General features: G+C 65.2%; 11 protein-coding genes. 3 read left to right on the top strand and 8 right to left on the bottom strand.

Going from position 1 to position 12,055, the window contains the following annotated elements; all coding sequences use genetic code 11:
* The first annotated feature begins 6 nt into the window (after positions 1-6).
* The gene (gene rapZ, locus ACOGI7_RS07165) at positions 7-879 is read left to right on the top strand and encodes an RNase adapter RapZ (RefSeq protein ID WP_419851228.1); all 873 of its coding nucleotides are present in this window, start codon (positions 7-9) and stop codon (positions 877-879) included.
* Positions 880-903: 24 nt separating this feature from the next.
* Here the strand turns inward: rapZ and ACOGI7_RS07160 are convergent, their stop codons facing one another.
* From ACOGI7_RS07160 to ACOGI7_RS07150, 3 genes are all read right to left on the bottom strand, one after another.
* Positions 904-1,908, bottom strand: coding sequence for an SDR family NAD(P)-dependent oxidoreductase (locus ACOGI7_RS07160; protein WP_419851227.1), 1,005 nt, complete (start codon positions 1,906-1,908; stop codon positions 904-906).
* A 71-nt stretch (positions 1,909-1,979) separates the two neighbouring features.
* Positions 1,980-3,221 (bottom strand): sulfotransferase, encoded by a 1,242-nt coding sequence (locus tag ACOGI7_RS07155; RefSeq protein ID WP_419851226.1) that lies wholly within the window; start codon positions 3,219-3,221, stop codon positions 1,980-1,982.
* Between the two features lie 4 nt (positions 3,222-3,225).
* Positions 3,226-4,410, bottom strand: a complete 1,185-nt coding sequence (locus tag ACOGI7_RS07150; protein ID WP_419851225.1) for a hypothetical protein — start codon at positions 4,408-4,410, stop codon at positions 3,226-3,228.
* Between the two features lie 80 nt (positions 4,411-4,490).
* Here ACOGI7_RS07150 and ACOGI7_RS07145 point away from each other — a divergent pair, with 80 nt between their 5' ends.
* The gene (locus tag ACOGI7_RS07145; RefSeq protein WP_419851224.1) at positions 4,491-5,480 is read left to right on the top strand and encodes an LLM class flavin-dependent oxidoreductase; all 990 of its coding nucleotides are present in this window, start codon (positions 4,491-4,493) and stop codon (positions 5,478-5,480) included.
* 33 nt (positions 5,481-5,513) lie between these two features.
* Positions 5,514-6,449: an LLM class F420-dependent oxidoreductase gene (locus ACOGI7_RS07140; protein ID WP_419851223.1), complete on the top strand. Its 936-nt coding sequence runs from the start codon at positions 5,514-5,516 to the stop codon at positions 6,447-6,449.
* Positions 6,450-6,455: 6 nt separating this feature from the next.
* Here the strand turns inward: ACOGI7_RS07140 and ACOGI7_RS07135 are convergent, their stop codons facing one another.
* From ACOGI7_RS07135 to ACOGI7_RS07115, 5 genes are read right to left on the bottom strand one after another with little or no spacing between them, the layout of a single operon-like run.
* Entirely contained in the window at positions 6,456-7,655 is a 1,200-nt protein-coding gene (locus ACOGI7_RS07135; protein WP_419851222.1) for a CaiB/BaiF CoA transferase family protein, read from the bottom strand.
* A complete protein-coding gene (locus ACOGI7_RS07130) occupies positions 7,652-8,839 on the bottom strand; it encodes a CaiB/BaiF CoA transferase family protein (RefSeq protein WP_419851221.1) in 1,188 nt (395 codons plus the stop codon). The genes ACOGI7_RS07135 and ACOGI7_RS07130 overlap by 4 nt, the downstream gene beginning before the upstream one ends.
* Before the next feature lie 7 nt (positions 8,840-8,846).
* On the bottom strand, positions 8,847-9,653 hold the full coding sequence (locus ACOGI7_RS07125; RefSeq protein WP_419851220.1) for an acyl-CoA thioesterase: 807 nt from the start codon (positions 9,651-9,653) through the stop codon (positions 8,847-8,849).
* Positions 9,650-10,729 carry an LLM class flavin-dependent oxidoreductase gene (locus ACOGI7_RS07120; RefSeq protein ID WP_419851219.1) on the bottom strand — a complete coding sequence of 360 codons (1,080 nt, stop codon included), beginning with the start codon at positions 10,727-10,729 and terminating at the stop codon, positions 9,650-9,652. Before ACOGI7_RS07120 ends, ACOGI7_RS07125 begins: the two co-directional genes overlap by 4 nt.
* 8 nt (positions 10,730-10,737) lie before the next feature.
* A complete protein-coding gene (locus ACOGI7_RS07115) occupies positions 10,738-11,994 on the bottom strand; it encodes an amidohydrolase family protein (protein WP_419851218.1) in 1,257 nt (418 codons plus the stop codon).
* Between the last annotated feature and the right edge of the window lie 61 nt (positions 11,995-12,055).

The raw sequence follows: 12,055 nt of genomic DNA, 5'->3' as shown, positions 1-12,055 counted from the left end.
GAGGTCGTGGCCGAGTTCGTGGTGATCACCGGGATGTCGGGAGCGGGCCGGTCGCAGGCCGCCAACCACTTTGAAGACTTGGGCTGGTATGTGGTGGACAACCTGCCCCCCGCCCTGGTGCCCAAGGTCCAGGAGTTTGCCGATGCCCCCGACAGCGGCATCTCCCGAGTGGGCCTCGTGCTGGGGTTGAACCTCTACTACGAGGATGTTGCCCCCGCACTGGTCGAGCTCAAGGAATCAGCTCAAGGATCGGTGCGCATACTCTTCCTCGACGCTTCAACTCCGGAGCTGGTGAAAAGATTCGAGAGCACCAAGCGTCGGCATCCGTTCTCCAGCGTCCCGCCGATGGGAGTGTCCGACGCCATCGAGGCCGAGCGGGAGGCTCTGGTCAACTTGCGCAGCCAGGCCGACGTGGTGGTGGACACCTCCGAATACAGCATCTACCAGCTCAACCACTTCATCGACGAGGTGTTCGAACTGGACGCCGGACCGGAATCGATGACCACCCGGATTATGTCTTTCGGCTTCAAGCACGGCATCCCGCTCGACGCCGACTTGGTGTTGGATTGCCGTTTCCTGCCCAATCCCCACTGGGTGGAGGAGCTGCGCCCGCTCACCGGTCAAGACGAGGCGGTGAGGGACTTCCTGCTCAACGGCCAGCCCATGGCTGAGACCTTCCTGCAAAAGACCGAGGACCTGTTGACAATGTTGGTACCGGCCTATGTGCGGGAGGGCAAGTCGTATCTCACTATCGCTTTCGGCTGCACCGGGGGCCACCACCGCTCAGTATTCGTGGCCGAAGACATCAACCGCCGACTCATCGAGAACGCAGATCTCGGCGTCCGCCCCCTCGTCGTCCACCGAGACATCGACAAATAGCCCGGAGAGGCAGCAGCACCGGGTTCAGGTGGCGTCCCCGTTCCCATGTTTCGCCACCATTGCTTCGCTGGCCTCCCACAGCCTGGCCCCGTTTTCGGGGTCGGCGGCGCTGTCCGACACCGCCTTGCGATTCATCAAGTGGAGGTACATCCCGGTGGACGTTCCTGCCTCAGGAGCACAGCAGAGATAGATGATCGGTGCGATTGCCTTCTCAGGGGACCGGAAGAACAGCCGCAGGGCCGGGTTGACGATCGGCTTCAGCAGCGCCGGCGCATCTCGGGCGATTCTCGTGGACACGCCTCCAGGACACAACCCGTGTACGGCTACGGCGGTCGTTTCACTCGGGTTCACGCGGCGCGACAACTCGGTGGCATAGGTACTCAACACCAGCTTGCTGTGGCCGTAGTGCCGCATGCTCTCCTTGATCCCGAATTCGGTGTATTCGCCGAGGCGATCGAACTCGATGGTGTCGGCCGACCGGTGCGATTCCGATGACACGAACACGATCCTCGGTGGCTCTTCGCCAGGCCCCGCGGGGCGGATGACGCCATCTTTCAGCCATCGGTCGATCATCACCCGTTTGGACAAGAAGTGGACCGCGAACATGGTGTCGTACCCCTGAGGGGTCTCCCTCGCGGTGGGGGTCATCAGGCCGGCGTTCATGAGCGCAATGTCGATCCTGACGCCTCTTCGCCGGAGCTCGTCGCAGCAGCTATGCACCGAGCGGACATCGGCCAGGTCCACCTCGACCATCTCAACGGTCTCGGATCCAGACGCCTCCTTGATCTCATCGCGGGTCTGGTCGTGGCCGGGTCGGCAGGCCAGGATCATGTTGCCTCCCCGCCGAGCCAGTTCGATGGCAGCTGCTCGGCCCAATCCGCTGTTGGCCCCGGACACCAGGCACGTCTTGCCGTCGATCCTCACATCATCGGGAACCGGTTCGACATCGGGGGTCTTCAAGTTGCGGAAGTCCCGAACAGCCCCAGCGATCGAATTGACCACGGTGCGCTTCTTCGGTGCTTGTGTCATGGCAAAAGGTACCTCGTTGATCGTGGATGAATTGGCGCTCGGTGAGCCCTGTTGGGCCTATTCGAGGGGGCCTATTCGAATGGAATGGCATAGGTATCCCTATACGCCGCGAAGGTCTCGTCCATGACCTGTTCGCTCAGCCCGAAGTGCTCGAGTCGATAGTGGTGCCTTCCGAACCGGTTCTGGGGGTTTGCGGCCAAGTACTGCTCGGCCAGCGCGGTGGCTTCGTCGTCGAAGTGGATTCCTGCCATGTCGTAGATTCGCCGAAGCTGGCCGATCGGGTTGCTGATCAGGTCGTAGTACGAGACGTCGACGAATCGACCCTCCGGCGCTTCGGATCGGGTCTTCATGGCCCACTCAACCATCCGGTGCGTCTTGTAGTGCCAGTGCTGGCCGATTTCGGTCGGGTCCACGTGATCGCTGAACATGCCCCGGCCGTGGGCGACCATGCTGCAAAAGGAGGGCACGGCTACCCGGGGATCGCGATGGGTCTGCACCACCGTTGCCCCAGCGAACACCTGGAGGAACACGTCGAGGTACTCCAGGTGGTGCGGGGTCTTGAGCACCCAGGCGTGTGCTGGCCGCTGCCAGGTCAGTACTTTCAGGACCCGGCGGAAGTACTCGTAGGTGGCTGTATGGTCCTGCTCCATTAGCCAGCGGGAATAGCTGGGCACGTGCAAGATGGCCTCGGCTGACTGGCTCATGAAATTGAGATCGAGGAGCAGTACGTCTTCTTCGGGCTGCTCTCGGTCGATGGGATGGACCGCCATGAAGTCGGGAGCCAGGTAGGAGATGGTCCGCTCGGCCAGCACCGCCCGCCGTTTGCGAGATCGCTCGGCGCGTTCGGCTGTTTCGGCCGCTGTCACTGGCAACAGCGCTTCGTTGCCGGAGACGCCCCGGATCTCCGGGTGGGAATACAGCAGGCGGTGCAGCAGCGTCGTCCCGGTGCGCTGCAAGCCAGTGATCATGACGACGGCGCCGAGGTCGATGTCGTCGATCTCAGGATGCCGCTTGAGCAGGTCTTGGATCCGAAGTCGCTGAACCAGCGCGCCGGCCAGCCTGGACTTCTGAACCAGCAGGCCGGTGGGAGTCAGTTGAGCCTCGTCGTTGATCGAATCCACGAGCACTTGCAAGGCCTCCAAGTGCCCGTTGTCACCGAAATCGGAGAGCCCGGTCTTGCGCTTCGCGTACTTGACAAGTCTGTTGACCTCTAGGTGGCCTGGGAGTCCGAGGCGCTGGCCAGCGCGACCGAGCCGATTGAAGGCCCGGATCGGGATCGGCCGATGGGGATTCTCGTAGTCCGTGGACGTCAAACCGCTAACCCCGCAGGCTGCTCAACGGCACGACACGACACTGGGGCTGAGGGTGTTCGGAGGCTCGCACCCAGCGAAACGACATAGTGCCGAGCGAGTGGCCTGCGGTTTCGATCCAGTTGGGCAGGCCGGGATTCTCATGGGCCACGATCAGGCGCACCGACCCATTGGCTTCGTAGTGGGCCAGATGGCTGTTGGTGTGGATGGTGAAGTGGCGGTAGTCCAGCGATTCCATCCAGTAGTTGCTGAGCTGGAAGTTCCAGTACTCGCATTCCGGGGGTGTGGCTTCGATCACCAGCGCCTCGTCGGGTCCGAGCGCCCAGTGGCTGTGGTAGTAGGTGATGTTGGGATCGCCGCCCGCGTTCAGAGACACGTCTGGGTCGAACTGGGGAAGCTCGTTGCTGTGCTTGGAGAAATCGCGGGCCCACTTGGTGAACAGCAACGGCGCGCCCATCACCAGCGCTCCCACGTTTTTCAACCCGTCATCCAAGGCCTTTGGCGTCAGGTGTGAGGGCTGGCGCTCTTCGGGGGCGCAGTTGATGCGTTCGATGCTCAGCTCGGCGGGGATCTCCGTACTGCGGTCGGCAAAGGTCTGACGCACCACCAGCGTGCCGGTCTCGGGGGTCATCGGCAGCCAGTTGCCCTCTTGGGGCGTGCTGCTCAGGATCAGCTCGAAGCACCCGTCAGCGTCCATCTCGATCTGATCGGCTTCGATGTGCCCCGTGGGGGGCAGGCCGCCGCCCTGGCCGTAGTTGCCCGATTGGGTGCCGATGCTCAGGTAGGCGATGTTGTTGCGCCGCCCGGCGATCTTGTAGTCGTAGCTGCCGTCCAGCGCCGCGGTGTAGTAGTAGTTGTCGGGGTTGTCGGCACCCAGCTTGGTGGTCTCGTTGGCCACCCGGTGCATCACCGGCGCCTTGGGGTCGGCGTGTTCGATGAATGCCATCAGACCGGCCCGGGCGAGGCGGCTCAGGTGCCGGTAGCCCTCGGCTTGGTTAAAGGGATCGCGCGGCGCGCCGGGGAAGTTCATCGCCGCTCCGGCCGCTTTCAAGGAATCGCAGAACTCCTCCCACGCCTTGCCACTCACCACCCGCTGTTCGGCCACATCATCGAGCGTCTTGCCTCGCATCTTCCGGATCAGAAGGGATATCCGTCGAAAGGCACCGAGCACTCGAATGGCAAGCCGTCGCATGGCGAATGTCTAGTGACGGCCTCGGCTCGACGGCAACATGGGTCCGGCACTCAGCCACCCCGTTGAACCATGATGGACCGGTGAGATTCGGCCTGCTCCTGACCTCGGTTCACGGCCGGTCGGTGCCCGCCCACCAGCAGATCGCCGAGCACCACGAGCTGATCTCCGTGGCCGTGGATCACGGGTTAGACCTGGTGGTGGCGGGCCAGCACTTCGCGGCCCCGACCCTGCGCTACCTCCAGCCCATCCCGTATCTGACCTCGATCGCCATGCGCTTCCCCTCGGTCAGCGTCGCCACCGGCATCCTGCTGCTGCCCCTGCACCATCCCCTGACCATCGCCGAGGAGATGGCCACCATGGACGCGGTGACCGGTGGGCGGGCGATTATGGGCGTGGGCATCGGCTATAGCCAAGACGAGTTCGACGCCTTCGGCATCGACCGCACCACCCGGACCGAGCGGTTCGAGGAGGCGGTGGAGATCATCCGAGCACTGTGGACCGGCCAGCCTGTAACCCACCAGGGCCGGTTCTTCCAGCTCGACAGCGTGGAGGTGTCCACGCTGCCCGTCCAGCGGCCTCATCCCCCGATCTGGGTCGGGGCCCAGGTGGAGGCATCGGTGCGGCGGGCCGCCCGAGTGGGCGAGGCCTGGTATGCCGCGCCGTTCCCCACCCACCGAGAGCTCATCGACCTCTACCAGGCCTATCTGGAGGAGCGTGCGGCCCACGGCAACCGAGCGCGGGCTGCCATCCCGGTCCGCCGGGAGGTATACATCGCCGACAGCCCCGCCGAGGCCGAAGCAGCTGTTGCCGCGGGAGCGTCGTCGCGCTATGGCACGTATCGCTCGTGGGGTCTCGACATCGACGACGGCCTCGGGCGCAGCGATTGGCTGGACAACCGTTTCGTGCTCGGCACCCCGTCCGATGTTGCGGAGGGGCTCACCCAGCTCATGGCTCAGGTGGAGCATTCCCACTTCGTCTACAAGCCGCAGTGGCCCGGATACGACCATGCCCACGCCCTCGCGCAGCTCGAGCGGTTCGGTTCCGAGGTGATCCCGCTATTGTCCGGCTGACACCGAGAGCCTCTACCACCGAAGGCAGGATCTATGGGATCGGACAACATGCCCTACCGCGGCCCAAAGATCGGTCTCTGCTTGCCCTACGAGGGCTCGGCCACTGCTCAGGACATCGTGGATGTGGCTCAAGCGGCCGAGTCGGCCGGTTTGGACTCGGTGTGGGTGGGCGACCACATCGCCTTTCCGGTGGAGTTCACCTCGCAGAACCCGACGATGGCTGACGGGAAGTACCCCTATCCCACCGACAACCCCCGCCTCGAGGCCCTGACTACCTTGGCCTTTGTGGCCGGGGCGACGTCCACCATCAGGCTGGCTGTCAACGCCTGCGTGCTTCCCCAGCGAAATCCGGTGGTTGTGGGCAAAGCCGTGGCCACGCTCGACTACCTGTCGGGGGGAAGGGTGATCTTCGGGGTGACCCTCGGATGGCTTCGCGAGGAGTTCGACGCCCTCGGTGCCGACTTCGGCCGCCGAAGGGAACTCCTTGAGGACGGCATCGAGATCCTGCGTGCCCTGTGGGAGCAAGACCAGCCCTCCTATGGGGGGGAGACCCATTCGTTCTTGCCCCTGAACATGCGGCCCAAACCGGTCCAGTCGCCGGTGCCCATCTTTGTGGGTGGTCACTCTCGCCCTGCGCTCCGCCGGGCCGCCGCGGTGGGCGACGGTTGGTCGGCCTCCCGGATGACTCCGGACAACCTGCAGCAATACGTGGCCTTTCTACAAGAGGAGCGAAAGCGGTCGCCGCGGGCTGATCAACCCTTCACCGTGGCCACCACCTGCCCGGCCGCAGTGGGCGCCGGCCCTCCAGGAGTGCTCGACCTCACCGATGGCGATACCACGCGGAGCACGCTGACGGCTCTGGGGGAGGCAGGGGCCGATGTCGTCAACGTGGTCGTCGGCTCCTATGACCCTGGCGAGACCCTAGAGGCGGCCCTGGCCCTGGGCCAGCACTGCCATTCAGCTCTATAGGGGCTCTCAGGCCGTGCCCGCCACCCCGGCCTTGATCATGGCGGCGATCTCCTCGGGGCTGTAGCCCGCTTCGGCCAGGATCTCCTCGCTGTGCTGGCCCAGCACCGGGGGAGGTCCGGCAATCCCGCCGGGGGTGTCGTGCAGCCCGATCACCGGACCCATCTGGGGGATCTCGCCCAAAGTGGCGTGCTCCACCGACTGCACCAATCCGGCCTGCTTCACCTGGGGGTGGTTGAGGATCTGCGAGAAGGTGTGGACCGGTCCGAACAGCGCCCGGTGCTGGTTGAACGACTCCTCCCACTCCGCGCTGGTCCGGGTGATGAAAATGCCTTGCAGATATTCGGTGAGCTCGGCACGGGCATCCACCCGCTGCTGATTGGTCAGATAGCGCTTGTCGGTGGCCAACTCCGGCTCTCCGATGGCCCGGCAGAACCGCTCCCACCCGTCGGCGCCGCCCCACACGCCAGTCACCACGTGTCCGTCGGCGGTCTGGAACGCCTCATAGGGCACCACCACGCTGTGGGCGCTGCCATGGCGCTCGGGATCCTCACCGTCTACCCAGTGCGAGGCCAGCCGGGTGGTGAGCGACGACATCAGGGCGAAGAGCATCGAGACGTCGATGAGCTGGCCCTTGCCGGTTTGCTGTCGGGCGAACAGGCCGAGCATGGCGGCCTGGGCGGTGACCAAGGCGCCGGTGAAATCGGCCATCGGGACCCCCACCAGGTTGGGGCCCCGATCAGGCTCTCCGGTCACCGACATGACCCCCGAGACCGCTTGGACCACCGGGTCGGTTCCCGGATAGGGGGCCAGCGGACCGTCCGGTCCGAAGGCAGTGAGGGAGATGTACACGATCTGGTCGTTGATGGCCGACAGGGCGTCGTAGCCGATGCCGATCTCGTCGGCCACGCCGGGCCGGTAGCTGGTGACCACCACGTCGACCGTGGCGGCCAGGCGATGGACCACCTCGAGCCCCTCGGGTTTGCGCATGTCCAATGCGAGGCTGCGCTTGCCTCGATTCCAGATGAGGAACAGGGCGCTCTCGCCGTCGATAAACGCGGTGCCCACGCCGCGGGCGCCGTCGCCATAGGGGAGGCTCTCCACCTTGATGATGTCGGCCCCGTAGTCGCCCAGAATCATGGTGCCGTAGGGACCGGCCATGTGGCGGGTGAAGTCGAGCACGCGGATTCCATCGAGGGGCTTGGTCATGCCCGGCCTCCCGACAGGTCTTCTCCGATCAGCTTGTCCAATCCGATTTCGGCGAGGATCTCGGCGGTGTCGGCGCCCAGGTCGGGAGGCGACGGCAAGTCGGACAGGTCGGGCTGGGCCGCCTCATCCGGGCTCGATGAGAGATGCACCGGCGAAGCGGCCATTTGAACTCGCCCTCCGGGAAGCTCGGTACCCCGGAGCACCCGGTTGACGGCGGCGTGGTCGCTGCTGACCGCCTCGTCGAGGGTGAGTATGGGGGCGAACGGTATCTCGGCTTCGTCGAGGAGGCGGTTCCAATCGTCGAAGGTGCGCCGGCTGATGGCCTCGGCGATCAGCGGGAACTCGTCGTCGTATCCGAAGTCCATGCTGTGGGTCCACTCTCCCCGCGCCCTGAGCTGGTGCAGGTTGGTGAGGTCGCAGAACCGCTCCCAGGCCACCTTCTCCAGAGGGCAGATGAGCAGGGCGCGGTGGTCGGAGGTGGCGTACATGGCATAGCGGGATCCCAACGAGCGGTACTCGTGCCAGGGCTCGTCGTTGTTCACCCAGGTATTCACATCGCGCCAGTTCCACCACAGTGCGGTGTTCCAAATGGAGGTGTGTACGAACTGGGGTCCGCCGCCTCGGTCTCGCTTGACGATGGCGGCCAGCACTCCCATGGCGCCGAAGACCCCGGCCAGCAGCACCCCGGCCGAGCGCCACCCGACTCTGGTCTGGGGCTGGCCGTCGTTCCACTCCACCTCGACCCGGCCGGCCAGCGCGTCCATGTTCTGACCGTGGGCCTTGTACTCGGCCCACGGTCCGGCCAGCCCGTAGCCCGAGATCACGCAGTACACCAGCTGCGGGTTGGCCTCGAGGAGGGTGTGGAAGTCGAGGCCTCGGCGAACGGCGTCTTTGGGGCGGGCGCCAACGATCACGGCGTCGGCCCAGGCGGTGACCCCGGCCACTACGTCGGCCCAGTGGGGCGAGCGGGTGCTGACCGCGATGCTGCGGGTGCCGGGGTTGAGGGCCAGGTGCAGGTCGCTGATCCCGGCGATTTTGGGCTCGTTGCCCCGGTTGCCGTCGCCCTGGGTGGGATGTTCGACCTTGATGACGTCGGCGCCCATTTCCACCAGCAGGTGCGAGGCCAGCGGCCCCGACATGTGGGTGGAGAAGTCCACGATGCGGATTGGCGCCGGCTGGGTCATTGTCCGGTCACCCCAGAATGGCCAGTATCTGGCGGGACTGGCACAACAGAGCGCCGTCTGGGGCCCAGATGTCGAGGTCCCAATCCAGGTAGCCGCCGCGGACCAGCCCGGTGCGGGACCGCAGCAGCACCATGTCGTCGGCCTTTGCCTGGGACAGGTCGGCTCGGAAATAGGTGGTGTGGTCCAGGGTGGCGGTGGTGTACATGCGGTCGAGGCGCACCCACCACCCCATCATCCCGATATCGCCGATCATCAGCAGACCGGGGGCGTCGATGGGGCGGGCCTGGGCGAAGCCGGCCCATCCCACCCGCTCCATAGGGCCATCCGGCGCGGTGAACGGTTTCGGTCCGAGGCGGTCTTGCATGACCACGTTGTCGCCGTAGGGGAATGCGAACTCGGGCACATAGCCGTCGTTCTCCCGTCCCGGAGTGGGCGGGGCCACCTCGGGCATGGGCAGTTCGTCGAACTCAGGGCTGGGCCGGTCGGTGGCGAAGCTGGCCAGCGCGGTGGCGATCAGCTTGTCGTCTTGCACAACTCGGGCCGCAGTGCTCACCAGCGTTCGGCCCGTGCGGAGCACATCGGTCTGCACCTCGTAGTCGCCTTCGCCCGGCGCTCGCAGCAGATGAGCGGTGAACGACAGCGGTCGGTACTGGGGGTCGGTGACCGTGGCGGCTAGTCCGGCCATCAACTGTGCCTCCACCAGCCCGGCGGGAACGCGGCCCGAGGCCATCCACGACGGGGGAGTGGAGGCTCGATAGCGCCCGTCGCCCAACGGCGTGTGGGCGATGGCCTCGTCGAATGATGCTGCGGTCACATGGCCTCCAGTGCTTCGGCCACCTCGTCGGCCACGGGGGCCAATGAGGCGGGGATGTCCTCGACGGGCATGGGTGGGACTTCGGCCAGCGCGGGGATGACCTCTCGCCCCATTGTGTCGAGGTAGTCGATCACCTCGTCGATGTGCATCTCGGGCCATTGGGGCTTCACCACGAACGGGTCTATCGGGAGCTCGCGGGCCACTTCGGTGAAGTGGTCGATCACCTGCTGGGCCGTGCCCACCGCCACCGAGTCCTTAACCTCCTCGAAGAAGTTGCCCATGAGCGCCTCCTCGTCCAATACGTCGAGCTCTTTTCGGGCATACGCGAGGTAGCGCTCCTTGCTGACATCGACGAATCTGGCTCGTGCCTCCTCGTTGGTGGCGCCGACGAAGGCGTTGCGCCGCAGAGGCTGGTGGCCCATCGGCTTGCCCCGCTCGGCAAATCCGGCGGCCATGATGCCCAAGCGGACCCGCATCTCATGGATGTCGTACTCCGGCGGGATGATGAACCGGTCGCCCACTCGGCCCGCCCGTCGTGCACCCTTGCGGGAGTGCGCTCCCAACCAGATGGGGGGATGGGGCTGCTGCACGCATCGGATGTGGGGGGTGGCTCCGCGAATCTGCCAGTGCTGGCCGTGGTAGTCGAAGTCCTCCATGGCCCAGCACAGCTTCATGATGTCGAGGCACTCGTCGAACAGGCTGACCCGCTTGTCGATCGGGATATTCATCAGGTCGAACTCTTCGCTCCGATATCCGAGCCCGAGACCGACGTCGAGGCGGCCCCGGGTGACGATGTCGAGGGTGGCAAGCTCCTCGGCCAGGATCACCGGGTGGTACTTGGGGGCCAGCAGCACGGTGGTGGCCAGCCGCACGTGGTCGTCGATCTCGGCGGCCAGGCGGGCGAGCAGGGGTACCGGCTGGAGCCAGCGCAGGTCGCCGTACAAGAAGTGCTGGCCGATGACGAAATGGCTTAGGCCGTTGCGCTGTCCAGCCTCTACTTGGCGCAGGATGCCGTCGAACTGCTCGATGGGGTCCACGTCCCGCGGCACGTCGCTGATGATCATGCCGAACTGCATGGGCGCCCTTAGACGTTGATGCCGTAGAGCTCGGCGGCGTTGTCCTGGAGCACTCGGCGGCGGATGTGGGGATCGACGCCGGCCAGTACCCGGGCGAAGTGCTCTCGGGCGCCCGGGAACAGGCATGTCGGATGGGGGACATCGGTCTCCACCAGCACGTTGTTGACCCCGACGTCTTCGATGAGCTTGGCCGGGGCCGACTTCTCGAACCAGAACATGACCCATATGTGGTCGCTGAAATACTCCCGGGGGCGGCGGGAGTTGAGGGCCAGCTCGTGGGCTTCGGTGACCATCTCGTCGTATTGGTACTCGAGGGCTTCGAGGATGAAGGGGACCCAGCCGATGCCGCTTTCGGCCGAGACGATCTTGAGGTTGGGGTAGCGGTCGAACAGGTTGCTCATGCACAGGTTGACGATGATGCGCACGTTGCTCATGTACATCTGGGTGGCGTGGATGGCGAGGCGACGCTGGTGGTCGAACTGCCCCCACCAGGTGCTGGGGGACACGGGAATGGGCCGGGGCAGGTCGTCGGGGCCGGCCTCGCCGCCCACCCGGGCCTGCTGGAAGCGGGCGCCTCGGATGCTCTCCATCTCGGCGCGGCTCATGCCGGCGCCGATGTGGAAGTTGGCCACCGCTCCCGACTGGTTGAACAGATCCCACATGGGGGCGAAGTAGGGCTCCCAGAGCTCGGGTAGGCCCACCATCTCGGGCTTGTCGGAGAGGGTGAACCCGGTTATGCCCTTGTCCAGCAGCCGGTTCATCTCGGCCACGGTGAACTCCATATCCCAGATCGGGAGCATGGCCTGGGGGAACAGCCGGCCGTTGGACTCGTGCTGCACGTCTACGAAGAAGTCGTTGTAGATCTCCAGCACCATCCGCCGCTGGGCCAGATCCTCGATGGCGAAGACGTGGTTGGAGGAGAAGCCGACGCCATTGGGGTAGAGGATCTGGGCGTGGACCCCGATCTCGTCGCACAACTCGAGACGTTCCTTCACAGCCCAGGCGCTGGTGTCGATGACATCGAAGGGCTGGACCACGTGGCTGCCCAGAATCTTCTCGTGCCCGGTTTGGATGGTGTTCCCGCCGGTGCTGGACCACAACTCGCCGTCCAGATACCACGCGGTGATGCCGTCGACCGTCTTCTGCACGGGCACTCGGTTGTGCATGGCGGCGGGGACCCGGGCCGTCCACAGCTCGGGCGGCTCGGTGAAGTGGGAATCGCAGTCGATAATCTTCAGGCCGTCAAGCGGGTCATGTGCGTTCATGGCGTTCTTTCTTTGCTGCGACGGCTAAATCGGTCATCGCAAATGTAAGAGTTCTTGCTCA

It is taken from the genome of Candidatus Poriferisocius sp., from assembly GCF_965204145.1.
Taxonomy (GTDB): domain Bacteria; phylum Actinomycetota; class Acidimicrobiia; order Acidimicrobiales; family Bin134; genus Poriferisocius.
This window is presented reverse-complemented; position numbering and strand designations above follow the sequence as displayed.